The sequence below is a fragment of the Metallosphaera sp. D4-4 genome, assembly GCF_046245145.1.
Lineage (GTDB): Archaea > Thermoproteota > Thermoprotei_A > Sulfolobales > Sulfolobaceae > Metallosphaera > Metallosphaera sedula.
Map to the genome: position 1 here is coordinate 946,414 of NZ_CP176412.1, position 24,518 is coordinate 970,931.

24 protein-coding genes are annotated in these 24,518 nt (G+C 43.8%); 17 read left to right on the forward strand and 7 right to left on the reverse strand.

The window, feature by feature from the left end:
- Window positions 1-231: 231 nt before the first annotated feature.
- From ACI49J_RS05320 to ACI49J_RS05335, 4 genes are all read left to right on the forward strand, one after another.
- On the forward strand, window positions 232-468 hold the full coding sequence (locus ACI49J_RS05320) for an antitoxin (RefSeq protein WP_240253317.1): 237 nt from the start codon (window positions 232-234) through the stop codon (window positions 466-468).
- Window positions 452-859, forward strand: a complete 408-nt coding sequence (locus ACI49J_RS05325; RefSeq protein WP_240253318.1) for a type II toxin-antitoxin system VapC family toxin — start codon at window positions 452-454, stop codon at window positions 857-859. The genes ACI49J_RS05320 and ACI49J_RS05325 overlap by 17 nt, the downstream gene beginning before the upstream one ends.
- Window positions 860-1,038: 179 nt before the next feature.
- Entirely contained in the window at window positions 1,039-2,073 is a 1,035-nt protein-coding gene (locus tag ACI49J_RS05330) for a thiamine pyrophosphate-dependent dehydrogenase E1 component subunit alpha (protein WP_404809755.1), read from the forward strand.
- Window positions 2,070-3,068, forward strand: coding sequence for an alpha-ketoacid dehydrogenase subunit beta (locus tag ACI49J_RS05335; RefSeq protein ID WP_240253328.1), 999 nt, complete (start codon window positions 2,070-2,072; stop codon window positions 3,066-3,068). Before ACI49J_RS05330 ends, ACI49J_RS05335 begins: the two co-directional genes overlap by 4 nt.
- Window positions 3,069-3,103: 35 nt before the next feature.
- On the opposite strand, the gene ACI49J_RS05340 is transcribed toward ACI49J_RS05335, so the two are convergent.
- Window positions 3,104-3,343 (reverse strand): hypothetical protein, encoded by a 240-nt coding sequence (locus ACI49J_RS05340; protein WP_240253331.1) that lies wholly within the window; start codon window positions 3,341-3,343, stop codon window positions 3,104-3,106.
- Window positions 3,340-4,209 (reverse strand): sulfurtransferase, encoded by an 870-nt coding sequence (locus ACI49J_RS05345; RefSeq protein WP_240253340.1) that lies wholly within the window; start codon window positions 4,207-4,209, stop codon window positions 3,340-3,342. Before ACI49J_RS05345 ends, ACI49J_RS05340 begins: the two co-directional genes overlap by 4 nt.
- Window positions 4,210-4,974: 765 nt before the next feature.
- Here ACI49J_RS05345 and ACI49J_RS05350 point away from each other — a divergent pair.
- On the forward strand, window positions 4,975-5,433 hold the full coding sequence (locus ACI49J_RS05350; RefSeq protein ID WP_240253343.1) for an Lrp/AsnC family transcriptional regulator: 459 nt from the start codon (window positions 4,975-4,977) through the stop codon (window positions 5,431-5,433).
- Window positions 5,434-5,624: 191 nt separating this feature from the next.
- On the opposite strand, the gene ACI49J_RS05355 is transcribed toward ACI49J_RS05350, so the two are convergent.
- Window positions 5,625-6,188, reverse strand: coding sequence for a hypothetical protein (locus ACI49J_RS05355; RefSeq protein WP_240253344.1), 564 nt, complete (start codon window positions 6,186-6,188; stop codon window positions 5,625-5,627).
- Between the two features lie 621 nt (window positions 6,189-6,809).
- On the opposite strand from ACI49J_RS05355, the gene ACI49J_RS05360 reads away from it, so the two are divergent.
- Complete coding sequence (locus tag ACI49J_RS05360; RefSeq protein ID WP_240253345.1) at window positions 6,810-7,358, forward strand: hypothetical protein; 549 nt, start codon at window positions 6,810-6,812, stop codon at window positions 7,356-7,358.
- A gap of 441 nt (window positions 7,359-7,799) precedes the next feature.
- A complete protein-coding gene (locus ACI49J_RS05365; protein WP_342780701.1) occupies window positions 7,800-9,479 on the forward strand; it encodes a plastocyanin/azurin family copper-binding protein in 1,680 nt (559 codons plus the stop codon).
- Window positions 9,480-9,641: 162 nt separating this feature from the next.
- Here ACI49J_RS05365 and ACI49J_RS05370 read toward each other — a convergent pair whose 3' ends face one another.
- Window positions 9,642-9,812 (reverse strand): hypothetical protein, encoded by a 171-nt coding sequence (locus tag ACI49J_RS05370; RefSeq protein ID WP_240253347.1) that lies wholly within the window; start codon window positions 9,810-9,812, stop codon window positions 9,642-9,644.
- Window positions 9,813-10,276: 464 nt separating this feature from the next.
- Between ACI49J_RS05370 and ACI49J_RS05375 the strand changes: the two genes are divergently transcribed.
- The 7 genes from ACI49J_RS05375 (at window position 10,277) to ACI49J_RS05405 (ending at window position 16,972) form a co-directional block, all read left to right on the forward strand.
- Window positions 10,277-10,543: a hypothetical protein gene (locus tag ACI49J_RS05375; RefSeq protein WP_240253349.1), complete on the forward strand. Its 267-nt coding sequence runs from the start codon at window positions 10,277-10,279 to the stop codon at window positions 10,541-10,543.
- A 302-nt stretch (window positions 10,544-10,845) separates the two neighbouring features.
- On the forward strand, window positions 10,846-12,381 hold the full coding sequence (locus ACI49J_RS05380) for an MFS transporter (RefSeq protein WP_240253351.1): 1,536 nt from the start codon (window positions 10,846-10,848) through the stop codon (window positions 12,379-12,381).
- Between the two features lie 119 nt (window positions 12,382-12,500).
- The gene (locus tag ACI49J_RS05385) at window positions 12,501-12,758 is read left to right on the forward strand and encodes a hypothetical protein (RefSeq protein WP_240253353.1); all 258 of its coding nucleotides are present in this window, start codon (window positions 12,501-12,503) and stop codon (window positions 12,756-12,758) included.
- Window positions 12,759-12,950: 192 nt separating this feature from the next.
- Window positions 12,951-13,409, forward strand: a complete 459-nt coding sequence (locus tag ACI49J_RS05390; protein WP_240253355.1) for an Lrp/AsnC family transcriptional regulator — start codon at window positions 12,951-12,953, stop codon at window positions 13,407-13,409.
- Between the two features lie 209 nt (window positions 13,410-13,618).
- Window positions 13,619-14,707, forward strand: coding sequence for a 4Fe-4S dicluster-binding protein (locus tag ACI49J_RS05395; RefSeq protein ID WP_342780717.1), 1,089 nt, complete (start codon window positions 13,619-13,621; stop codon window positions 14,705-14,707).
- Window positions 14,704-15,942, forward strand: coding sequence for a pyruvate ferredoxin oxidoreductase (locus ACI49J_RS05400; protein ID WP_240253499.1), 1,239 nt, complete (start codon window positions 14,704-14,706; stop codon window positions 15,940-15,942). Before ACI49J_RS05395 ends, ACI49J_RS05400 begins: the two co-directional genes overlap by 4 nt.
- Window positions 15,943-15,958: 16 nt before the next feature.
- The gene (locus ACI49J_RS05405; protein WP_240253361.1) at window positions 15,959-16,972 is read left to right on the forward strand and encodes a thiamine pyrophosphate-dependent enzyme; all 1,014 of its coding nucleotides are present in this window, start codon (window positions 15,959-15,961) and stop codon (window positions 16,970-16,972) included.
- Window positions 16,973-17,076: 104 nt separating this feature from the next.
- Here ACI49J_RS05405 and araD read toward each other — a convergent pair whose 3' ends face one another.
- Entirely contained in the window at window positions 17,077-18,195 is a 1,119-nt protein-coding gene (gene araD / locus ACI49J_RS05410) for an arabinonate dehydratase (RefSeq protein WP_240253363.1), read from the reverse strand.
- Window positions 18,196-18,420: 225 nt separating this feature from the next.
- The gene (gene glcS, locus ACI49J_RS05415) at window positions 18,421-20,085 is read right to left on the reverse strand and encodes a glucose ABC transporter substrate-binding protein GlcS (protein WP_240253365.1); all 1,665 of its coding nucleotides are present in this window, start codon (window positions 20,083-20,085) and stop codon (window positions 18,421-18,423) included.
- A gap of 473 nt (window positions 20,086-20,558) precedes the next feature.
- Between glcS and glcT the strand changes: the two genes are divergently transcribed.
- From glcT to glcV, 3 genes are read left to right on the forward strand one after another with little or no spacing between them, the layout of a single operon-like run.
- Window positions 20,559-21,416 (forward strand): glucose ABC transporter permease GlcT, encoded by an 858-nt coding sequence (glcT, locus tag ACI49J_RS05420; RefSeq protein ID WP_240253367.1) that lies wholly within the window; start codon window positions 20,559-20,561, stop codon window positions 21,414-21,416.
- A complete protein-coding gene (gene glcU / locus ACI49J_RS05425; protein ID WP_240253369.1) occupies window positions 21,413-22,264 on the forward strand; it encodes a glucose ABC transporter permease GlcU in 852 nt (283 codons plus the stop codon). The genes glcT and glcU overlap by 4 nt, the downstream gene beginning before the upstream one ends.
- Window positions 22,265-22,267: 3 nt before the next feature.
- Entirely contained in the window at window positions 22,268-23,344 is a 1,077-nt protein-coding gene (glcV, locus tag ACI49J_RS05430; RefSeq protein WP_240253373.1) for a glucose ABC transporter ATP-binding protein GlcV, read from the forward strand.
- Between the two features lie 15 nt (window positions 23,345-23,359).
- Here the strand turns inward: glcV and ACI49J_RS05435 are convergent, their stop codons facing one another.
- The gene (locus tag ACI49J_RS05435) at window positions 23,360-24,340 is read right to left on the reverse strand and encodes a Gfo/Idh/MocA family protein (RefSeq protein ID WP_240253374.1); all 981 of its coding nucleotides are present in this window, start codon (window positions 24,338-24,340) and stop codon (window positions 23,360-23,362) included.
- Window positions 24,341-24,518 lie beyond the last annotated feature (178 nt).

Consider the following 24,518-nt stretch of genomic DNA (forward strand, 5'->3'; position numbering starts at 1 on the left):
CTACATCTCCACCCGTTGAGAATCCCCTTTGATACCGAGTTAGTTGATGTACAACGTAACAAAAACTGTTCAGAAATTAAGGTGAAGGGCGTGTATAACACGCTTAACTGCAGTGGAGTTTATCGGGATATTGGCCCATCCGTGATCCATGAGGGTATGCCCTCGACGTCACAATTTTCTCGTTTACAGGGGAGTAAACCTTAAAGGTTTGCAAACCATGTATATCTCGAAATGAGCGACACAATCTCCATAAGGGTGAGCAAGAGGCTGAAGGAAGAGCTTGAAAGACTGGGCATAGATTACGCCGATCTGGTCAGGCAGTACCTGGAGGATGTCGTGAGGAGGGAGAAGAAGAGGGCAATCTTGAGGGAGGCAGATAAAATAAGGGAGGAACTCAGGGCAAAGTACGGGGTGCTGTCCCCCTCGTCCCCGCTTGTGAGGGAGGATAGGGATGAGGTTGATCGTTGATACCTCCGCCCTGGTCTCCGTGTTCCTTCCGGAGACGGGTAGCGAGTGCGTTAGGAAATTACTTGAGGAACACGACGATCTCCATTTCTTGGACCTGATCTACTACGAGTTTACGAACGTTTTGAGGAAGAGGGTGGTGAGGGGAGAGATCTCTCCCAAGGACGCAGAGCTAGTTCTGGAAAGGGGTATGGACCTCATCTCCAACTTTCCAGTTCATCAAGGCAGAGAACTTGTGGGGGAGGCCTACGGGATTTCCCTGAGGTATAGTATAACGGTGTACGACGCGTCACTAGTTGCCCTGGCAAATCGCGTGGACGGTCATGTGTTAACCTTAGACCAGAAGCTAGTCACGGCCGTGAAGGGAGACAGAATGATTCCCTGTCCAGGCTAGGACTTCTTCGGGTCGCACCAACATCTTCACCGAACCCGTTCAATTTACCTGGAAGGGTTGCATCAACTAAACATGTTGATTCTGGTTATCTTCATGCCACCAACTTAATTAACTAAATATGAAAATCTAAATTACAAGAGAATCTTTAAATCTCTTAAATGAAAAAGACAGTGATACCCATGTTTCTAAAACCCGAACCCACGATTAAGGACCTCAAGGGATTGCTTGAATCAGCTAACCTAACCCTAGATCAACTCTTGAACATGTACTATCAAATGAACTTGATTCGAGAGTTTGAGGAGGCCATAGGGGCGAAGTACTACGAGGGAAAGAATCCCTTTAACATGGCCTCAGGCCCCATAAGGGGTGAGATGCACCTATCCTCCGGTCAAGAGGCTGTAGCGGTCGGCGTAGGTAGCAACTTGAGGAAAGATGACGTGGTTGTAAGCACGCATAGGCCACACCATCACGCAATAGCCAAGGGGACTGATATCAGAAAGCTCGCGGCGGAGATATTTGGCAAGAGCACGGGATTGTGTGGAGGGAAAGGTGGACATATGCACCTTTTCGACAAGGAGGTGAGGTTTTCCTGTAGCGGGATTGTTGGGGCATCATTTCCCCAGGCTGCAGGTGCAGCCTTCGCCTTCAAGTACAGGGGAGAGGACAACATTGCCGTGGCCTTTGCTGGAGAGGGGGCTGCAAATCATGGAACCTTTTACGAGACCTTGAACGCCGCTTCCCTGTGGGAACTTCCGCTGATAGTTGTGATAGAGGATAACATGTACGCTGATTCTACCCCGAAGAGCGTGGCCCTGGCTACACCCCATCACTTCCAGAGGGCAATGTCATTGAACGTGCCATCTTTCCTAGTGGACGGAATGGACGTGATTGACGTATATCTCGCTACGAGAAAGGCAGTTCAAAGGGCAAGAAGTGGAGGTGGTCCCTCCCTGATCGAGGCCGTTACCTACAGGTTTAGGGGACATTTTGAGGGGGATGGACAGGAGTATAGGGAAAGGGATGAGGTTGAGTTGTGGAGGGTAATGGACCCCATCACTAGACTAGGTAACAGGCTAACCAAGCTCGGTGTCGAGAAGGAGAGATTGGAGAATGAGAGAAGGAAGGCAAGGGAAAGGATTGAGGATGCTCTGAAGTTCGCTGAGGAAAGTCCCTATCCCGAACCTTCCACAGCTTTAGTGGGGGTGTTCAAATGAAGATGAAGGGAATTTCCCAGGCAATAGCCCAGGCAATATCTCAGGAGATGGAGAGGAGGAGCGACATCATCGTCTTGGGAGAGGACGTGACGTACTGGGGCGCAGTTTTCGGGTTCACCATGGGACTCTTTGACAAGTTCGGCAGGAAGAGAGTGGTGGACACACCTATCACGGAGCAAACTTTCATGGGAATGGCAGTGGGAATGGCCTCAGTGGGACTTCATCCCGTAGTGTCGCTCATGTTCGTAGACTTTCTAGGAGCTGGGTTCGATCAAATGTACAACCACATGGCTAAGAACCACTACATGTCGGGCGGACAATTCCCCATGCCGGTAACCGTGATCACAGCAATAGGAGGAGGTTATGGAGACGCGGAACAACACTCCCAGGTGCTTTATGGACTCTTCGCTCACGTCCCAGGTTTCAAGGTCGTGGTTCCGTCTAACGCATATGATGCTAAGGGCTTAACCATAAGGGCGTTGAGGGATCCCAACCCAGTGGTCATATTCGGTCACAAACTCCTCACAGGGTTACCCTTTCTACCCTATGAGGGAGGGGAGGACGAGGTTCCTGAGGAACCCTATGAGCTGGAGTTTGGGAAGGCCTCCGTGAGGATGGAGGGGAGCGATCTGACCGTAGCCTCTGCCGGAGTGATGGTCCACAGGGCAATGAGGGTTGCAGAGAAGTTAAGAAAGGAGGGAATCTCCGTGGAGGTTGTGGATTTGAGGACCCTAGTCCCCCTAGACGAGGAGACGCTCTCCAGGTCAGTAAAGAAGACTGGTAGGTTACTCATCCTAGACGAGGATTACATGAGCTATGGGATGACAGGCGAGGTGGCGTTCAGGGTTCAATCAAGAGCCTTAAGGGATCTGAAGGCCCCGATTCAAAGGTTAGCAGTCCCTGATGTACCAATCCCCTTCAGTGAGCCCCTAGAGAGGGAGGTAATTCCCAACGAGCTGAGAATAGAGACCAAAATCAGGGAAATGGTAAGCTAGAATGAGGAATAAAGGTACAAAGCACTTGTTTAACCCTAACATCGTTTATATATTATTAAATTCAAAAAATTATTTTCCTTTTCCCCTTCTTCTACCTCGAAGTCGTGTATTTCTGCCAAATTACGTAGAGTTAGGACCCAGTCGTAATCGTTCACCTTTACCTTGATCCCTTCACAATCTCCTAATTCCCTTACCGTGTTTATAATGATTCTGACGGGGTTATTTGCCCCACATATTTCCTCTCGCCTGAACTCAAGTTCCCTCAATATCTTCAAGGTTCAGTTCCCTTTTTCACAGGTATTCCAACCACGTTGTTCCATTCAGCTGAGGACCCATCATAAACTCTGACAGCTGGATATCCCAGAAGGTACTTCAACACGAACCAAGTATGGGCTGCTCTCTCGCCAATTCTGCAGTACGTGATGATCTCCTTGTCCTTCGGCACATTGGAGTATATTCTGAGGAGTTCCTCATAGGGTTTGAATTCTCCCGTATCTGGATTTACTGCCTGGGCCCATGGAATGTTTATTGCCCCAGGAATATGACCTCCTACTTGCGTTTGCTCATCGGCGTACTCTGGCGGTGCCTTGATTTCTCCTGTGTACTCCTTGGGAGATCTCACATCAATTAGCGTCACGATTTTCCCTGTCTCTACCCTAGACACCTTCTGAAGAACTTCCCACATGAGAACCCTATGGCTTCCCCAATCTACCTTACTCACCTTGTATTCCGTCTTTGGATAACTTGGGACGTCCTTTGATGTTGGAAGACCCAGTTTTGCCCACTTGGTCCTTCCACCGTTAAGCAATCTAACGTCCTGATGTCCGTATGCCTTAAACAGCCAAAAGGCATATGTGGCGAACCAGTTGTTGTAGTCGCCGTAAAGAATCACGGTACTATCGTTGGATATTCCCAGTCTACTCATGAGGTCCTCAAATTGTTGCGGAGTTATGAAGTCCCTGATCTCTGGATGCCTCAGGTCCTCCCTCCATCTCACTAGGATGGCGTTTGGTATGTGCCATGCATCATAGGCTGTGGAGTGGTCATAGTCGACTTCAACTATCCGTACCTTCTCGTTTCTGACGTTATCCAGCACGTATTTGGTATCCACCAGTACTTCCTGATTAACGTATTTGGACATGGTTCCCTAACATAACATGTGAAAGAGAAAGTAATAAATAATTTTATGTATGCAAAAACTGCACTAATACTAGAAGATATTTATTGAATACCCAAAATATTCATAGGATTTCCCAGGTTTTGTCGCGATCGTGACCATACGTGAGATTCCCTCGTTATTATAATTCGACGAACTCAGGATTATACAATTTCTTTCTCAAAAAGAGAAAGTAATAATGGACGGACACCATGAACTATTCATAGTTAAAAAGTTTTTAATATAGCGATGGTGATAAATCGGTCATTATAATATAGGGATAGATAAATATGAGTCTCTTTTAAAGATAAATCAACTTTGTATATAAATCTGACCTTTAATATTCAACATTTTAGGACCAAGAAACCTCTCATGGCACACTTTCACAGAAAAGATGGAAATCAAACGAGACATGCTAAGGCCTGTCACTAACTGCGCCTCTGCCGTTACTTATTCCAAGATAAAAATTCATTAGCATACTATGACGTTGCAAAGGCCGTGTATTGAAACCCTTTAATTTCCTGTGTTTGCGTTTCCAAGAATTATCATCATAAAACGTTGTTGATTCCGCAACTTCAGTAAGAAATATCTATGAAGGTAACAAACACTCCATCTCAAAATCTGTTGACCAACTAGAAAAACTTTTTGTATTTATATTTTTTTAGTGGTTATTACTAATTTTTCTATCTTTCTATTTGTAAATATCTAAGTAAAACTTTAATACCCGTTTATCAAATAACAAAGTGGAATATGCCTAGTTACAGACTTGACCACGTTGATATGAGGATCCTAGATAAACTGAGATCTAACGCTAGGTTTACTTTTTCAGATCTCTCGAAGGAGCTGGATATCCCTGCTAGCACTCTGAGATATAGGATAAGAAAGTTGGAAGATAACAAGGTTATCTTAGGTTACTACCCACTAATAGATGGGATCAACTTAGGCTTCAAGGTCTCCATGATATTGATTATCGATTCGGTTCCTAAGTATATTGAGAGTGTAGTTAGGGAGATCTTACAATTTCCCTCAGTAATTAGAATTTATGGCGTAGATACCGGACCAAGACTTTATGTACATGCCCTCTTCAGGGAGGAAGAGGAGGCATACGCGTTCATCTCAGAGAGGCTATATAAAATAGAGGGAATAACCTCAGTGGAGATGTCTAAGGTGATAAAAAGGTATAAAACAGATCCCTCATTTTCACTCTAACCCTGAGAGGGAATTTTTCCCTAAGTGTTAGGTAACTGACTCAACCCGTCTACTGTGCAAGTTAATTTTAATCAAACCAGGTTAGTGCGGGGAGAATTCAAGTATTATACTCCAAAAATCTCAGTTAAAAAGGGTTTGTCACGTGAATGTTCCCATGAAAGATAGGTGGATGCCCCATGAGAGATAGAGACCTATGGAGGATAGGCGGACAATATCATCAAAATTACCGTCATAAGCATGAGACCCAGCTCAACCTTTGAGACCTTTTCAATTTTTTCAGATATTCTATGGAAATCTCTAGCTAAGTTGGCCATGTCCTGAGATGGAGGATCTATCTCCTCGTTAGATTCCCTTCTCATGTTGTCCACACCCTGTGACGCCATTGATATGTTTTTGGCCATCCTATTTAATTTCCCTGTTTGAGAACCCAGATACATACCCAAAATGAACACAAGTAGTCCTAGGGATGCCCCTGTCAACAGGTATATCCCTGGACTTGACTGAATCAGGACGCTCCAGTCTCCACCTGTGAACAGGTACATGAATATCCCACCGAATATTACTGTCAGCAGGGCAAAGAAGGTAAACGCTATCGGCAATCCTGAAGATATCATGGAGCTAATTACTTGACCCTTAACTTGGTTGTTTAATCTATTTAGGGCCCTCATAACAATCAAGTCGAAGAAAATAGTTGAGCCCACCCATAGGGAACCAAAAAGAACATGTATTATGGGAACTACAGAGTAAACTATCATGATATTTTCTCCTATAGTTAGTTTCTATATCCCTTATAAAAATTTTATTGTTCTGTAAATTGATAGAGGTATCCACGGGATCGTTATATTTCCTGATTCTAGGCAAATTATTCATTCCCCTCTCCATGGGAAGAGTCGATTCGACGGAGTTATGAAAACGGGGAATCCTTTAGTGGTATTCTCCTAAAATATGGAATATTTGATTACTTAACGCTAATTCTATGAATAGTTCTGATCCAGAGAATGACGTTATTTTCCAACAGTCCGCACACTAGGACTCTCTTGACTGTATTCACGGAGCTAAGTTAAAGAGCAGTTGTGGTAAAGGACACACTTAACTTCAAGGAACTAGGACAAAATCCTGTGGGGGGTTATCTATTGGGGACTATCTTATTCTCTATAGAAGAAAACTCATTAATTTTCTATTCAGTCAGCGGTAACTACCAATGAATGTGACTTTCCTTAAGTTAACAATAGAGGCTCATGTAATGGAAGTTCCAGATCTAAGTGTAGTTGACTTAAAGTTTCTTGAAACCTTTGACGATATCTGACAATTTTATTTTTAAAAACTTAAAATGTCAGTAAGCAAAAATTTTTTAGTTAGCATTTATAAAGTACTTTATGGCAAGTCAAGTAAAATTGTTCTCCCCAACGTCTTTACTCACTCTCCTATTACCCATCGTTGCCCTATTAGGTGCCCTTGTTTCTAGAAGTTATCTTTTCCTAGATTACGTTCACGTTATAACAGGTGGTACGTGGACTGGAATAGATCTATTCATGGGGGTAGTGTTCGGTAGATTGTTAAGGTCTTTAGATCCACGTACTAGAGCCGAGATAATAAAAAGGATGGTGCCAATGATGTTGTTCCTCATGCCTGCCTTGGCCTCTGTCGCAACGACCGCGGGAATGTACCTTGCAATGGATAACGGAATACTTTCCCTCTCCAATAGGCTCTTCCTGACCGCGGGCGCAATAGTCCTAGTTCTCATAGTCCAGGGATTTGGTCTAATTCTCCCAAACGAGATCAGATTATATATGGAGTTGAGGAAACCAAACCCTGATATAAATAAGGTGGTTAGATTGGGAATGAGGAACATATACATCTCGGGAAGTCAGGTTATATTTCAGATAGCAGTGATATTTGTGATGGCAGAGCTTGCCGTACAATGACTTCAGCACACCTAGATCACTCGGTCTAATATCTGTCAATATATGGAGTTTAATTGTAATGAACGTTTGTTAAGGAAGAGCCTTCACGGTTGCAAAGCTAATTTTCTTCCTTAAGTAACAAATTTCTCAGGGCCTGAACATCATGGATCTATTTAGACCAATTATTCTCAAGCACTCTCATGAGATTTGGTGGTATTTATAGCATCAAAGGACGGTTTAACTCATGGTTTGAACTTGCTCCTGATGAAACTTATCGTCGAATTGGAATAGGTTTATTCTATATGAACAGATACTACGTACTAGATCGAGCCCAATAGAAATTCAGGAAACTCAAACTATTACTTGTTCCTTTTTTGAAGGTTAAAATAACTTATTCTATTCAAAGTTGATATGAAATCTTTCCCCACAAAACTTAAATATTTCTTGTTTAGAAGTATTTCAATGGATAAGTTGTCTCTATTCAAATCGAGTCAAAATAAGGCAATGCACAGAATTTTCAAGAGAATTCCAAAGGCTTCACTACTCTTTTTCCTGGTAGCAGGACTCTTTGGGCTTCCAATGGCTATCAGCGCAACTACTCCAACTCCACAGCATTGGACAGTTTACGTAGGCGGACAAGCAATGAGTGGTAACACCATGATTATGACCATGGGCTATTTTCCTGAAATAATCACCATTGACGTGGGAGACAGTATCACCTTCGTTATCAACTCAACGGAGCCTCACACTATCACATTCCTCAGTGGGAATCCACCCTTGAATCCCTTCTCTCCACAGGCCCTTGCACCCATAGGAGGATCGGTCTATAACGGCACGGGGATAGTGTCCTCAGGCCTTCTATCTCAAGGTCAAAACTATACCCTAACTTTCACCAAGCCGGGAGTTTACGTATACCAATGTCTGATTCATCCAGGTATGATGGGTGTAGTCATCGTTAATCCTGCAGGCACCCCATACCCCATGACTCAGGCACAGTACGATCAGCTAGCATCACAACAAAGCTCCCAATCCCTGGCAAGCGGTTTATCTCTACTGCAACAGGTTAATCTACCCGCAAGCCAAGGTCCTAACGGAACGGTTATCTGGCATGTAGATGTGGGTCAGCAGACTCCAGTTAGCACCGAAGTCACCCTTAACTCGGTGAACTCTAAGGTTAGCGGTTCTGCCATCTTGACAATGACGGCTCCTGGAGTGCTCACCGTTCAGGTGAGTCTCACAGGTTTACTTCCAGGAGAGACCTACAATGTTGGTATCTTCCAAGGAGCAGCAGAGGCTGGAGGAAAATCATTATATAATCTTAACCCAGTGGTTGGAGCATCAAACGGGACTGGAAGCTCTGTCACAACTCTCACGCTTCCGCCACTTAGCCCATTTATACCAACAAGCTTTGGAATACCCTCTGCCGGATGGTATATTAACGTCAGCAACTCCGGTAACGCCGTTGCTGCCGGAGATATAATTTTCCCAGTTTCTAGTGTAATGGGATTCCTTCCAAATACCCTAACGATACACGCAGGAGATACCGTGGTGTGGACAGACGTTGATCCGGACGAAGTGCATACGGTTACATTTGTTCCACAGGGGATGCCGATTCCTGAGTTTGGAACGCCCATAAGCCTCATACCTACAAAGGGTCATATATTCAATGGAACAGGTTACTATAACTCCGGCCCCATGATAGCGGGAGTAAGCTACAACCTGACCTTCGTTACGCCAGGAGTTTATACCTATGTTTGTTTGCTACACGACAACATGGGTATGGTCGGGACAATAATCGTATTGCCCGCCACACCATCGTCAAATCCACAAGCGACACTTCTTAGCAAGCAAATATCTGAACTTAATAATACCCTAAACTCATTAAACTCACAGGTTAGTCAAATAGGCTCCCTAACCTCTCAGGTGGGTCAACTCAACAGTCAAGTAAGCTCATTAAACTCACAGGTTAGTCAAATAGGCTCCCTCAGCTCCCAGATATCATCCTTGAATGGCTCCCAGGCCTCCTATGAGAACAGCGTAAACAGCAAGATCTCCTCACTTTACTCACTCCTCACAGTCCTCATAGTTCTTGTGGTAATCTCTCTAATTCTAAACATTGTCCTGATAGCTAGAAGAAGGTAAGAATTTCCGTAGTAATATCTTAAGTAAATCTCCTTTTTTGGACTAGACGTTAATGGTATTTCCCCGTAGAACTTCACCACCTTCCCGTTATCCTCGCGTATCAACTTGATCGCCTTTATCACCGACTTAACCTTGGAGTTCTCGACCTCGCCTTTAGGCCCTTCATGGACTTCGGATCAGCGTGAACCATGATCTTGAGGAACTTCTCTCTCCTTCTCCCTTTTCCCACTTCACCCTTATGTATCTACCATACTCAACGCTTATTCCCGTACTTTCAGTCATGAGTTCAACCTCGTCCTTGATCTTTTCGAAGTCGAGCGATATCTTCCTCACCCTTAACGAGGAACGGTGCGAAGGATCGATATTTTATACTTTGTATCTGTTATCTTATTTAAACGAATATTTTGATAATAGTAAAATCTTTTACGCATATCTATGGACTTTTTTAGAGATAAACGGTTCTAGATTAAAAATATTTCAAGAATTAAGCAGGATTATATTGATTTTTGTTGAACTATATTAATAAACAAACTATTCTGGCCAAATCTCTATTAATAAATTCATGTGTTATACCCTCTGGGACCATCTTTATGTGGATTAAGATGCGGGAGGAAGTAAGCGAAGCTTCTTGATCTGTGATGCAGAGCGAGAGAGGTTGCAGACGAAGGCGTGAAGGTTGTTGACGAGATGTGAACTTATGTGAAGAGGAACACGAAGGTGTTCTCCACATGATTCTTCACGGCTTTCCTGTTCTTGAGGAACGGTATCTACGTCGCGTTCTCTAGGGACAGGGGAGAGTGAATCTTTCAAGAGTTTCGACAATACCTCCCCGAGAAGGAGATGTGATAAGTGACGATCACAATATGTATTTCTTCCTACCTACGCATACCGTCGTGCCTCCCGTGAACCCCAACGAGTCGCTTCCGGACAGGTTCGTGAGGCTCAAGGGGGAGACCAAGATGAACAGGAGCCTCGAGATGATGAAGTACTCCGTCGGGCTTGTCCTGTGGGAACGTGGCCTAACTCCGGAATTCATAACTTCATTTCAGTATCTGCACCAATAAATTCTGAAGACTAACCTACTGTTTATAGTCCTTTAAAATATTTACAATATCATACCACCTTTATCATTAACGAGAACATTAGGCCTAGGGGCTCTTTTTGTCAAGTGTTGTTGTTTTTATCATCTCTACGTAGAGGGATTTAACATTATAATTATAGACTACGACTGTTACTGCGCGTATTGCAACCTGTCCAATTTTCCATTTATAGGTTATTAGCGTATTTTAGGCAACTATAAATCAATAATAGTTTTTACTTACTTAATGGAGAATGATGCCTGATATATATGGGGTGTGAATGGTAAATGGAAAGTGGAATAAAACATAGGTCTCCATATGGCGAATACGCCATCGTTGTAGATGACGTGGGAAGAAAATATAGGGTAGGAGAAGACGTAAAGGCAATAACCAAGAGGATGCTAGGTTATCCCATAGGTAGAAGGCTGTTATTGCTGGGAGCCTGGATGTCATTCTTCTTCGGAAGCGTGCTGGAGTACGGTTGGGGTGCTGCATCCGGCACTGTTATCTCTCACTATGGATGGTCGCTGGCCGAAGGTTTCTTCAACTACACGGTCTACGTCCTGTTTCAGGCGACCATATGTGCAACGATATTCCAAAGGTTAAGGGAAAAAGGATTGATTAGCCCCAGGAGGGCTTTGCTGTTCGGCGGAGCCCTACTCATGGTGGCGTATTATCTCTTCGCCAACTCCTTCGAACCTTGGATAGCGTATGTAGGTTACGCCGCAATAGGAGGTATAGGGGCGGGCCTTGGATATGCCATAGGTGGAGGAATAGTTAACAAGTGGTTCCCCGAAAAGAGAGGATGGAGACTCGGACTTGCCAACGGTGCATGGGCGTACGGTGCTGTTCCCTTTATTCTGCTTTACATTTTTGACTTCAACTCGAGCAACTTCCAGGAGATACTATACATAACCGGTCTCAGTATAGGGATAGGACTGATAATAGCTGGACTCCTAGTGGCCGATCCTCCTAAGCATTGGTGGCCGAAGGACGTGGATCCGATTGCAGCCAGACAGGCTAAGTTGAAGTCAAGGGAGTTGAAAGCTAATCCTCCTGCTGTGGCACAGTGGACTTCTAGGGAAATGTTGGCAACTCCCATAGGGAAGGCACAGATGATTTCCTTCACCCTTGCTCTCGCTGCATCCCTCTTCAACGTATCTTTCTACGCTCCGTTCGGAGCTGCCATGGGTTTCGGTGGAGGTATCGCATTCGCTGTAGGTGCAGCTGGATTCGCTTTAACCGATGGTCTAGGAAGACCCACACAGGGTTTCATCTCTAGCCTGATTGGAAGGAGGAAAGCCCTGACCATATTCTATGCGTTCATGGGAATAGGAGGTCTAGGAGTCCTTTATGCCGGACTGGCTCACTTAGCAATACCGTGGGCAATACTTGCAGTAGCTACTGGCGCTGTTTCAGGTGCATGCTTTGTCTTCGATTGGCTAATTATTGCGGACTATTTCGGGGAGAATCATATAGGCAGGAACTGGAGCGTTCCATACGCACTAAAGGTGGTGGGAGGAGCCTTCGGAGGTATAATAGCCTCAGTGATACTAACTTTCGTGAGCGGGGGTACATGGGCTGACGTTGTGACGGGAGCTTCAATTACCATCACTTCGCTAGCCTGGACAGTAGTGTTCTGGATAGGCGCCATTTTCTCATTGATAGCTGCGGCCTTGGTATGGTTTGTTGAGAAGCCTCCAACCATAGAAGACTACATAAAAACTAGAATAAAGTTGAACGAGCCGATACCCGAAGAGGTCATCTCGAAGATACCGAAAGAAAAGCTACAAGAACTGACGCAAAGGTACGGCAGAAAATAGCATTTTAAATTAAAGTTAAATCAAGAAAATGTCTTTTTATATAATACATATTCTATTTTATCTCAGATTTTAAAGCGAAAGATTTTTAAACCATAAAAGCATAATTATAATGATAAGTCATGAGTGAAAAGTCGGATGAAGAACAAGAAGGATGGAGAGTGCATAAGGGTCTCATCAATGTATCAGACACAGTTATCTACGTCCTAGGATGGGTTTTCCTTCTAGTGGGACTAGGGGTAGATGCGTTGGGAGTTAATGCACACTCCGGCTCCATTGTAGCTGCGGGAATTGGACTGAATTGGATAGGAATAATTCTTGCGTTTGGTAGCGGTGCAATAGGAAATAGAAAGATACCGCCAGGTTATGGAGAAGAGTAAAAAGTTAAATGAATTTCTTTTTTTATTTTATCGAGATAATAATGTCTTTGATCCTTATCTAACCTCGAGTGGGTTGTCATAATTGCTAACTCATAGGTGGTGGTATTGTAGACTTTTCAATATCGTCTGTCATCTTATTGTAAAACAGTTAGAAAAACTTAATATGCTTAAGATACGTTATTAATCTCATATATGCAAGACTACAAACTTGACGAGATAGATATGAAGATTCTTGAGAGGCTGAGATACAATGCAAAGTTTACTCTTACCGTGCTGTCAAAGGAACTTGATATGCCAGTAAGCACCATAAGATACAGGATAAAGAAATTAGAGGAGAGCAAGGTTATCCTAGGCTACGTCCCCCTAATAGATAGGACAAATCTTGGATACAAGGTCTCGCTGATCCTAGAAATCGACACAATTCCTAAGTACATAGAGAGAGTAGTCAATGAAATTTCCCAGTTCCCTCCCATAGTTAGGGTATATGGCGTAGATAGTGGACCTAAGCTTCACGTTCACGCCATATTTAAGGAAGAGGAGGAGGCGTATTCTTTCATCTCACATAGACTCTATAATATTAAGGGGATTAACTCCGTCGAAACCTCCAAGATCATAAGGAGGTATAAGATCGATCCTTCTATCCTACTTTAAAGGCGTAAGTTCTCTTTTTCTTTCATGATGATGAATTCAAAGTAAACGTATTTGTCCTTGAAAAGCCTGTTCCAAATCAGGTTCGGATTTGAAGGTTTTGCAAGACTTCACGGCAATAGTTGAATTTTTTATCGAGATGTAAACTGGATATTTTGAAAAAATTGCTTAAAACTATAAATGTAAGCAACTACTATAATATACATGAGAAAATGGGAGAAGATGTAAAGTATGTGGAGATAACATATAGGGGGATATTCCAGAAGAGGCTGGCTAAGTATATTGCAGAAGGGTTAGTGTACATGTCGAGATCCATGGGGAAGTCTGCCGTTTCCTTCGGAAGGTATGGAGACTCTCCTGAGAGGAACGGAGTACCAGCAAAATACTACGTGGCTCTGGGAAGCGTGAGCGAAGAAGATCTCATAGGTTATTCCACTAGAGTTGAACCAGAGTACGTGGACGTTATAGCTGTTCTAGATGATACCCTTCTCAAGGGAGTTGAGTCTTGGGCATGGCAGGGCGTTCAACCAATCAATCTTAAGCTCAGGGAGGGTGGGGCCATGATAGTTACCTCAAGGAAGCCCATGGAAGAGGTCGTGAAGCTGACTCCTTCAAAGGAATTTAAGTGGACTCTTGGGAAACTGAACTGGGACAGATCATTCTCAGGGTTGTGGGCCTTCAACGACGACACCACAATGGAAAGGGTTTGGGGAGCCATAGCCAGGGTGAGGCCCGATATAGTGGATATCCAGCACGTGGTCGAGTATGTTAAGTCGCATAAGAAGGATAAGTTAAACGAGAGATTGAAGGCTGTGGAGGAGGCGTATGAGGGGCTAGTCACCAAAACCATGAATCCTGGAGAAGGTGTGGAATTCAAGTACAATCCTCCTAGACTCCTAACCTGGCAAGAGATGATGGAGGGGACAGCAATCCCCGCTGTTCCACGCGGAGGTAGAAACGAGCAGTTCAAGAGGGGGACGACGAAAACGGAGAGACCCACGGTGGATTTTGACGCCTGCATAAAGTGCGACCTATGCTGGGTCTATTGCCCCGACGGCTGTTTCGACAAGACGCCAGAGGGTTATTACGACATAGCCTATGACTACTGCGTGGGATGCGGGATTTGCGCCGAGGTATGCCCAGTGAAGAACTGCATAGTCATGGTCGATGAGAAAAGACTACCGGACTACACAAGGCCTTACTCCATGTGGAAGGCCAACAAGGCTGAGTACAAGAAATGGCTCCAGAACGCAAGACAAGAGGTAAGGGAAAGACCAATTGTACCGGGGTTGGGAAGATGACTCAGGTAGCAGAGAAGGAAATTCTCCTTAACGGAACGCAGGCCGTTGCATACGCTGCAATGTATGCTGACGTTGATGTTACCGCAGCCTACCCCATCAGACCCTATACGGAGGTTATGGACACAATATCGAAGCTAATCGCCGACGGACAGCTTGACGCAGAGTTCATAGTGGCTGAGGGAGAGCACGGCCAATTCGAAATAGTGAAGCACGCCTCCCTAGTGGGAGCTAGAACATTGGTGGGAACCAGCGGAGTTGGATGGCTCTATGCAATGGAGGCCATAGTTGTCACTGCGACTGATAGGGCACCCGTGGTGGCAGTGATAGGGAACAGGGCGCTTGACGACCCTGGAGCTTACGGTGTAGAGCACAACGACGCATTAATGGTGAGGGATGTGGGATGGCTCCTGGTCTGGGTTGATACAGCGCAGGAAGCCTTCGATACTGCACTCTTAGCCTATAGGATTGGTGAGGATCCCAGGGTTCTGATTCCAGTGGGCGTTTCCATGGACGGCGGTTTCTTGACCCACTCAGAGCAGATCGTGAGACTCCCGGACAAGGAACTAGTCAAGAGTTTCCTACCCCCATACGACAGGGGCAAGCTCAGGGTTCACCCAGATAACCCCATTAGCGTGGCCCCGCAGGTAAATGAGGACTGGGTTACGGAAATTAGAAGACAGCATGACGAAGGTATGGAGAGGGCTAGGACCGTGATCAAGGAGGCCTACGAGTCGTTCAAGAAGACCTTTGGGAGATATCCTGGTACCACAAGAGACATTACCATGCCGGAGAACCCATTCGTTGAGCCCTACATGGTGGAGGACGCGGACGTCGTTCTAGTGGGGATGGGAACAGTCTCGAAACCCATGAAGGTTGCCATAAAGAACATGAGGGAGAAGGGGATTAAGGCTGGAATGCTCAGGATTAGGTGGTTCAGGCCATTCCCGGCAGAAGACGTAATGAAGTATCTAGCTAACGCGAAGGTGGTCTGCGTAGTTGACAGGGACTATTCCCTAGGTTCGCCATTCAGGGGAGGTGTGGTATACCACGAGGTTAGATCTTCACTCTACGATCTCGACGAGAGACCCAAGGTACTCAGCTTCATAGGCGGTCTAGGGGGTAGGGAGATCACGATTCAAGACGTAGAAAAGATAATCAAGATTGGAGTGGAACAAAGGGATACTCCCCTCACTAGACACACCTACTGGGTGAACGTGAGGGGTGATCCCTGGTAGTTATGAGGTGTGAAACATGAGTGAAGAGTTAGAAAAAGAGGAAAGAATGTATAAGTCAATAATCAAAACAATAAAGCAGGCTCCTCTGGAGGAGTTTTACGCCTCCGGCCATAGGACCTGCCAAGGTTGCGAGTCAGCCCTACTCATGAGGTATCTCGCCAAGATATCTGGAGAGAGAACCATAGTCGTTGGAGCGACAGGGTGCATGTATGTCGCAAACACCACATACTACACGACGTCATGGGTAGTCCCGTGGGTTCACACTCAGCTCGGAGGATCGGGTGGAGCTGCCCTGGGGACAGCAGCGGCGCTGAGGGCTCTCATGAGAAAGGGAAAGATAAAGGAGGAACCCATAAACGTAATAGTGTTCTGCGGAGATCTGGGTTGCGCAGACATGGGTCTCTCAGGCGTATCCAACGCCATGACCTACGACTATAATCTCCTAATAATATTATATGATAATGAGTCATCCGCCAACACCGACATCCAGGAAACGAGCATGACCCCCTACGGGGCACAAACTTCCTTCAGTAGACCAGGTACAGCCAGGAGAATCATGAAGAGAAGGTGGAAGAAGAGCGTAGTCCCCATGATAATAGCTGGGCACAGAAACGTGAGATATGCCGCGACCACTAGTCCCGCATATCCTCTGGACACCTTAAACAAGATAAAGAAGGCGCTTAGTGCAGGCGGTCCAACGTTCATTCACTCGCTAGATCCCTGCCCGAAGGGATGGGACTACGACCCCATGTACTCACATGAGCTTGGGACCCTTGCTGTGGAGACTGGTATATGGCCTCTCTATGAGTATATTGACGGTAAGATAATCTATAACGAACCAACCAAGGGTATTGTGGAGGGGAGGATAAAGAGGAAACCCGTCAGGGAGTATCTGGAGAAGCAAGGAAGGTTCTCCCACTTCGTGGAGGAGGACTTCGAGCATTTCCAGAAAATGGTAGATGAGATGTATGAGAAGTGGGAGATACCTGGAGTGATGCCCATCAAATCTGTGGAATTGGATAAAAAATAATAATTTTTTCTTGTAAATATAATTTTTTTATAATTTTGCTGTATGGATAAACCTCGATGCCCTTACATTAATCCGTCTAGATTAGATCTGACATAATCATTAAATTATTTACATGTATATTTCTCGAATACCTCGTCCCGTATGGTGAAGCCCAAACCGGGAGAATCTGGGACCACTAGGTGACCATCTTCTATGGGAATCTTCTCATTGAATATCTTGTCACGAAGATCATTCTTTCTTAGATGCATCTCTATCCACTCTAAGCCTAGCGCTGAAGCCACGTGTAGATTGGCAATTAACGAGATACCTCCCGCTGAGTAATGGGGAATTAAGGGATATCCCATGACCTTTGCCAAATTTCCGATTTTCATCATTTCGGATATTCCACCAGTCCACATGGCGTCCGTCTGGACTATGTCCACGGCGCCTTTTCTCATAATCTCATAAAATTCCCATCTGGTGAATGCAGTTTCATATCCAGCAATAGGTATTCTCAATTCCAATGCAAGCTTAGCACTTAGATCTAGGTAGTCGGTCTGGATTGGCTCCTCAAAAAACCATATGTTTAGCGCTTCCAATTTTCTTCCCATCTCCAAGGCTTCCTCGTAGGAGTAAACGTTGTTGGCATCAACCGCAATTCTCACGTCTTCACCAACAACTTCTCTTATGGCCTTCAACCTCTCTAGATCTTCTTCCATGCTCTTAGCCCCTATCTTCACTTTTATCCCCTTAAAGCCGTTCTTAACGTAATAAGCTTCTTCTTCCCTAAGCTTGTCAATATCTTTTTTATCGGAATAGTACCCTCCCGTGATATAGGCCTTAACCCTCTTCTTTGAACCTCCTAGAAGTTTATAGATTGGTTTCTTGGTTTTCTTGCCCATAAGATCCCAGAGCGCAATGTCAACTCCACTGATTCCTGCTATTACTATCCCCCTACGGCCGAACCTCAAAGTGGCCTTGTACATTTTCTCCCACAAATGTCCTATGAGTTCTTCATCCTCTCCGAGAAGAAGGGGTTTCAATATCTTTTCCAAGGTAGCCTGAACTGCGTCTGAACAACCGTATGCAAGGGATTCTCCGTAACCCAAGTAACCGTCCGAGGTTTCAATCTCAGTCACGACGATTTCCATGGGATGTTCTGCCAGTCCCTTTATGGCCAATGCGTCTCTCTCATCACTTATCCCTTCATAACAAAGCTTGTAAGATCTGATATCTTTTATCATAGAAATAAATCGGATTTTATTGGCTTAATAAATATCGGTTTGGGATCTAGTCTGCCTACTAGTGATATAGGTTCTCTGGAATTATCTCGTAATGCTTATCTTGGTAAAATCTCAAGGATTTAGAACTGAAACTAGGATTTCGTTGACATTAGACGAGACAGGAGATTCTTTTAAAATGATTTAATAATTATACTTGGTACAAAATCAAATCATTAAAATAAAAAATTAAAGGGACCTCAGAACAAACATTCTTCGAAGGAAAACAGCTAATCCAGCATCCATCACTAGAAGTAGAGGGAATAGTAATATGAGTGCGCTGCTGTTGTTTTGTGTCTGTTGAGCTGGATCTAATCCATACGCTGATGGGTTAGTAACCCACGGTGGATAGTAGTTTGCAAATGGGTGGTTGGGGAATCCCAAGTATCCAAGCCCTAATTTCGCTGCGGACAACCATTCTTGCTGTTCTTGATGCATGGCTGAAACTAACGTTGAATTCCAAGCCGATAGTCCAGGAGTACCTATCTGTTGTAATGTGAGCAATCCTGAAATTAATTGTGCAAATACATCGTCAAATGTACCACCATCGGATAATTGATAGACAAAATTCTGCTCTGGTGTGTTCAGTAGTTGCTGATAGTCATACCATTGAGCCGGAGTGTTATAGTAGTCCGTGGCGTTCTTATAATACGTTACGGCCTTCCATTTTGTCCATATTTCCTGTCCCTGATAGGATGACCAGTATTGTGCTAGCTTTAGAGCATCTTGTTGCTGAGGTCCTACGGGAATTCCAATTGAATCTATAACTAGGGCATAGTAGTTCTGTGTACCTGGGAACGGAGTCTCAATTAAAGTGACGCTAGAGTTATTGATATATTGTGGCAATGGCGGATAAGAAGTGACGTTCAGAAAGTCATAAGCGTAATTAGTTAACCAGTTTCCGTTTGCCTGGAAAGCCACTTTTCCTTGCACTAGTAGGGTAAGTCCCTGAGTCCACGTCATCGATTGCCATCCAGGATAGTCATAGCTCGTAAAGTTCAGGAACCAGTAGTTTGTCTCATTAATATATTTTTGTACAGTAGCATTATTGAAGTTGATAGTGCCATACACCATTTCATTATATAGGTGTGGCCCAGCAATGTACAAGAATATGTCCTCCCACAAGTTAAGCTGGTCCCATCCTCCATCTCCGCCAGGAACCATCCATGGATGAATTCCATGATTGGATAATTGAACTGTATCGTAAACTAGGGTGGAGAAGTTGTTTGGAAATGGCAAGTTGTACTCTCTCAGTAATTGATTATTAACCCATAATAGGGCTCCCCTATGTACGTTTACGGGTATTGATAACAGTGTGCCATTGAACGCCCCTGCCTGTAGTACCGCATAGACCGCATTGTTCATCAAGCCCCATTGCATAGCATATGGGGTCATATTCACGAAACTGGAGATTCCATTGGGAGCTGACTCCACGTAACTAATCATTTCTGGACCGAAATGAACCTGGAACGAGGCTGGAGGCTTGCCAGCTTCAATTAGGGCTATTATGGCATATTTAGCGTTGGTCCCACCTGCTCCAGGTACAACGTTAGGCTCAACCTGTAAACCAGTTGCGCTCTCAAATGATGGTATTAAATGATTAAGAGCTATCTTCCCCTCAGTAGCCCACCACGTATAAAATACTAAGGGGGAAGTCGTGGTCGTGGTGGTTGGGGGAGTGGTTGTGGTCGTAGTCACGTTAGTAGTGGTCGTGGGAGTAACAGTAGTGGGTTTCCTAGTTAGCATGATTCCAGCTATAGCGCCTATGACGATTATTATTACTACTACTCCTACTATTATTCCGACTTGCCTAGAAGAGAGGCCCCTAACTAAACTATAGGGGTATTTTCTCATATCTATCTCACTCTACTAAAATCTCTAGCTAAGCCTAATAAACCTTTTCTAAAAAGCTATTATCCATTGAATATAGATTTATATATAAAAATCATGTTTAAAAACGAAGATACATTATATGCTACAATATTTTTGTGATACTTTTATAGATATATATGTTCTCTAGATATGGAAACCGTTAGTTTTGATACAAACCAGTTAGACAATACACAAGTAGGTTTTTGTACAAATAATAAGTAATTATACAAATCTAAATAATATAGTTTTCTATTACAATAGGCTTAATCATGACCAGTATATAGTTCATAGGGATATAATGATAAAAATCTATCCGTATCTAAGTATGTATATCCATTAAACTGTTCAAATCATTCATTACATTAGGAAAAACGGGTAGTGGAAGCGCGGACCTAGTCACATCGGTAATCATGAACTTAAATATCCCTCGTCATAGATTAATTTGATGGAATAACATGAGAAGGGGAACAGTTATTCTTGTAATTCCCACGGCGCTGTTTTCGGTTATCCTGTTGTATCTGGTATTATGGAACGCTGGGGTGTCTTTTACTAACTGGTCCCTTCTTAATCCTAAACCTTCGATTGTTGGGTTGCAAACATATACATCCGTAGCTAGTACTTTTCAATTCACTAATTCCCTTATTCATTCCTTGGAGCTTTCTGTAAGCCTCGTTGTGATAGGTAATTTGCTTGGGATATTATTGGCCACATTGTTGTACTTTCTTGGGTCCAACGGCGCCAGGTCCCTGTTCATGTCCATTATAATATATCCACTAGCCATATCAATGGCCGTGAATGGGTTGATTTGGTTGTGGTTATATAACATTAACATAGGTCTGGACTGGGTTCTCGCAAAGATTGGATTACCACAGCTACCATGGTTATCCTCCACGTCTACAATGTTTCCCAGTCTAATTTTGGTGGCTGTATGGGCCTATACTGGAATAGCGGCCCTCTTCTACCTGGCAGGATTCATGAATATAGACAAGACGGTGATTGAGGCTGCGAGATTGGACGGCGCAGGGGCGTTTAAGATAATGTATAAACTCCTAATTCCAAATTCATTTAACTCATTCGTTATATCAACTGCTCTCCTATTTCTGTTCTCATTCAGAATATTTAGTTTACCATTCATTTTATCCGGTGGAACAACCAATATATTCCTTCAGACTTCAGTATTATACATGTATTATCTCTTCACCGTAGAGTTCTTCTCGAGTGCTACAGCTGTAGCCACCATAGTCACCGTTATAGCTACAATCGTGATAATACCGTACGCGTTGATAATGATAAGGAGGTGGATTAGGAGATGAGACCTGTGTTAAAGGTCTCGTTACATTACTTGGCCTTGGCCATTATCAGTGTATTATGGTTGATTCCGGTTTATGCCATGGTTGTTAACGGTTTTAAGACAGACCTAGAGGTCACGTCGTCACCCGTCCTCGTACCACCTAGTCAATTTTCTATTGGTGCCTACATTGCAGTGTTTAGTGCACTAGCTAGACCATTATTGAATAGCTTAATCGTTGTAGTTCCAACCTCAGTCGTCTCAGCCTTCCTTGGAGCCATGGGAGCGTATTTCTTCTACACTCTTTCTTATTCACACAGTAGATTTTCGTCGACCATGAGTGATGTCCTATTCTCCTTAATAGCCTTAGCTACGTTTATACCGTATCAGGCAACTCTCATACCACTAACTAGGTTAATTGTGGATATGGGACTTTTGAACACATACGCTGGAATCATATTTGCAATGCTAATCTTTTACATTCCCACTGGCGCTCTACTCATGTCCATGTTCATATCCGTACTACCCAGGAGCCTAGTTGAGGCAGCGAAAATAGACGGAACGGGAGACTTGAAAATATTTCTGAGAATAGTATTTCCGTTATCAATGCCAGGTTTTATATCTACCTTAATCTTTATAATTATTCAGTCATGGAATAATTTCTTCATACCTCTTGTTCTGGTCACTACACCCAACATGAAATTAGTATCAGTTGCCGTTGAATCTTATACAGGTGGCTACGGTACACTGTATAATGAGACCTTTGCAGCAGCAATGTTGGCAAGCATAATACCCCTGGCCATATTCATATTTTTAGGTAGATACTTCATAAGAGGCTTGATAGCCCTAGGAGGGGGAGGTAAAGGGGTGTAATTTATGGTAAAAGTCGTCGCGAAAAACCTCTCAAAAGTTTTCAAGAAAGGGAAAGTTGTCGCGCTAGACAACATCAACCTAACCATAGGCAATGGTGAAAGATTTGGGATTTTAGGGCCCAGTGGCGCAGGGAAGACAACATTAATGAGGAGTATTGCGGGTCTAGATGTACCATCGAGCGGGGAACTATATTTCGATGATAAATTGGTCGCGGGTAACGGTAAACTCTACGTCCCGCCAGAGGATAGGAGAATAGGAATGGTGTTTCAAACTTGGGCATTATATCCTAATTTGACTGCCTTCGAAAATATTGCCTTTCCACTAACTAACATGAAAATTAGTAAGGAGGAAATCAAGAAAAAAGTGGAGGAAGTCGCTAAGATCCTCGACATCTCCCATGTACTTCACCATTATCCAAGGGAATTGTCTGGCGGACAGCAACAGAGGGTCTCGTTGGCGAGGGCTCTGGTCAAACAACCATCCTTACTGCTCCTGGATGAGCCGTTCAGTAACTTGGACGCAAGAATGAGGGACAGCGCTAGAGCCTTGGTAAGGGATGTTCAAAATGAGCTTGGGATTACACTAATCATCGTTAGTCATGATCCTGCAGATATTTTCGCCATAGCGGATAGGGTTGGGGTACTTGTTAAAGGTAGATTCGCTCAGATAGGAAACCCAGATGAGATATACAACAACCCAGTATCCGTTGAGGTTGCGAGTTTAATAGGTGAAATAAACGAAATGGAGGGTAAAACCAGTAATGAAGGAGTGATTGTTAGCTCATTCAAGTTTCCGCCTGACACCTTCAGATCAGGTAATCCAACTTCAGAGAAGGTCGTCATTGGGATTAGACCAGAAAATGTTAGACTATCCAAGGAAGTGATTAACGACGAGTCATGGGTCCTGGTTGGAAAGGGAAAGGTAAAGGTAGTGGGCTACCAAGGCGGTCTCTTTAGGATAACTGTGTCACCCTTTGAATCTGAGGAGGAGATAATAACTTACACCGATCATAGGATGAACGCTGATGAGGAAATATTAGTATATGTTAAAAGACAATCTGTCATGGTTTTTAATAAATAATGACTTAATTTTTCATCATGTAATGTTACATGACTTGTAAATGTCATAGACTGCCCTTAAGTCCCTCAATGCTATTTCGGGAGGCATTGGGACCTCCCTATCTTGCTCTATTGCGTTGATGAATCCCTTAATTTCTACCTCGATTGGGCTAGTCTTTTCCACCGTTACTCGCTCCTCTTTCCCCTCAATATTAAGTATTAGATCTCCGAAGGGTTTAGTCCTTGATCTTGTGTCAGGATCAACTGCTCTTGTGTCGGGGTCCTCTATTATACTGCCCATAGTTCCGTAGATCTCAATCCCTGGATTCTTTGGAGGTGCTGGTGTGGCCCAACTGTAGATCAATAAACCTAGGCCTCCTCCTTTGAACCTGAACGTGGCCAAAGACGTATCCTCTCCCTCGATGTTGGAATAGTATCTCCCGCATTGGGCCTTGACCTGATCATACTCTCCCCCTATGTTAAGTAATACATCAATGAAATGTACACCGCCGTCAATGAGGGCTCCTCCTCCCATCCTATCCTTTTCCCTTCTCCAACCTGCTGGCCTAAAGGCATGCGTTGATCGCACAATAACCAACGATAGACTTCCCAATTTAGGTAGGAGTTGCACGGCCGTTCTAACTGAACTATCAAAATAATATTGTTCTAAAACCATAAATTTTTTATTCATTTCCTTCGCCGTCTTTATTAATTTCTCTCCTTCCTCAACACTTTTAGCTATGGGTTTTTCCACCATGAGATGTTTTCCAGACCTCAACGCCTGAACTCCCATGGTGTAGTGCATGTCATGGCTCACCAATAGATCAATTACATCAACGTCAGATTGTAATATTTTATCATAGTCAGTAAAATATCCGTTTGCATTGAATTCCTTCATGCACTCCTTTGCCTTCGTCTCTTCCCTGCTAAATACATAATATTCTATACCTTTAACCCTCTGCAGAACGTTTAAATGAACTTTTCCGAAACCGTTACATCCTACTACCGCAATTTTCATGGAAACATTCTCATGGGCTACAATATTAAGGATTTCTATTCACAAGTTATGATCATAATTAAAGGATATATCTACATACTAAATGAAAAAATGGTTTATTAACCGAATATATACGCTTAAGCTTATGATAAGAGATATACCTCCAAAATTTTAAATTTTAAAACTTATATATACCGCA

Excerpts from the sequence above, each read along its gene's own strand:
- ACI49J_RS05320 (WP_240253317.1), top strand. The coding sequence starts at position 232 with ATGAGCGACACAATCTCCATAAGGGTGAGCAAGAGGCTGAAGGAAGAG.
- ACI49J_RS05325 (WP_240253318.1), top strand. The coding sequence starts at position 452 with ATGAGGTTGATCGTTGATACCTCCGCCCTGGTCTCCGTGTTCCTTCCG.
- ACI49J_RS05330 (WP_404809755.1), top strand. The coding sequence starts at position 1,039 with ATGTTTCTAAAACCCGAACCCACGATTAAGGACCTCAAGGGATTGCTT.
- ACI49J_RS05335 (WP_240253328.1), top strand. The coding sequence starts at position 2,070 with ATGAAGATGAAGGGAATTTCCCAGGCAATAGCCCAGGCAATATCTCAG.
- ACI49J_RS05345 (WP_240253340.1), bottom strand. The coding sequence starts at position 4,209 with ATGTCCAAATACGTTAATCAGGAAGTACTGGTGGATACCAAATACGTG.
- ACI49J_RS05350 (WP_240253343.1), top strand. The coding sequence starts at position 4,975 with ATGCCTAGTTACAGACTTGACCACGTTGATATGAGGATCCTAGATAAA.
- ACI49J_RS05355 (WP_240253344.1), bottom strand. The coding sequence starts at position 6,188 with ATGATAGTTTACTCTGTAGTTCCCATAATACATGTTCTTTTTGGTTCC.
- ACI49J_RS05360 (WP_240253345.1), top strand. The coding sequence starts at position 6,810 with ATGGCAAGTCAAGTAAAATTGTTCTCCCCAACGTCTTTACTCACTCTC.
- ACI49J_RS05365 (WP_342780701.1), top strand. The coding sequence starts at position 7,800 with ATGGATAAGTTGTCTCTATTCAAATCGAGTCAAAATAAGGCAATGCAC.
- ACI49J_RS05380 (WP_240253351.1), top strand. The coding sequence starts at position 10,846 with ATGGAAAGTGGAATAAAACATAGGTCTCCATATGGCGAATACGCCATC.
- ACI49J_RS05385 (WP_240253353.1), top strand. The coding sequence starts at position 12,501 with ATGAGTGAAAAGTCGGATGAAGAACAAGAAGGATGGAGAGTGCATAAG.
- ACI49J_RS05390 (WP_240253355.1), top strand. The coding sequence starts at position 12,951 with ATGCAAGACTACAAACTTGACGAGATAGATATGAAGATTCTTGAGAGG.
- ACI49J_RS05395 (WP_342780717.1), top strand. The coding sequence starts at position 13,619 with ATGGGAGAAGATGTAAAGTATGTGGAGATAACATATAGGGGGATATTC.
- ACI49J_RS05400 (WP_240253499.1), top strand. The coding sequence starts at position 14,704 with ATGACTCAGGTAGCAGAGAAGGAAATTCTCCTTAACGGAACGCAGGCC.
- ACI49J_RS05405 (WP_240253361.1), top strand. The coding sequence starts at position 15,959 with ATGAGTGAAGAGTTAGAAAAAGAGGAAAGAATGTATAAGTCAATAATC.
- araD (WP_240253363.1), bottom strand. The coding sequence starts at position 18,195 with ATGATAAAAGATATCAGATCTTACAAGCTTTGTTATGAAGGGATAAGT.
- glcS (WP_240253365.1), bottom strand. The coding sequence starts at position 20,085 with ATGAGAAAATACCCCTATAGTTTAGTTAGGGGCCTCTCTTCTAGGCAA.
- glcT (WP_240253367.1), top strand. The coding sequence starts at position 20,559 with ATGAGAAGGGGAACAGTTATTCTTGTAATTCCCACGGCGCTGTTTTCG.
- glcU (WP_240253369.1), top strand. The coding sequence starts at position 21,413 with ATGAGACCTGTGTTAAAGGTCTCGTTACATTACTTGGCCTTGGCCATT.
- glcV (WP_240253373.1), top strand. The coding sequence starts at position 22,268 with ATGGTAAAAGTCGTCGCGAAAAACCTCTCAAAAGTTTTCAAGAAAGGG.
- ACI49J_RS05435 (WP_240253374.1), bottom strand. The coding sequence starts at position 24,340 with ATGAAAATTGCGGTAGTAGGATGTAACGGTTTCGGAAAAGTTCATTTA.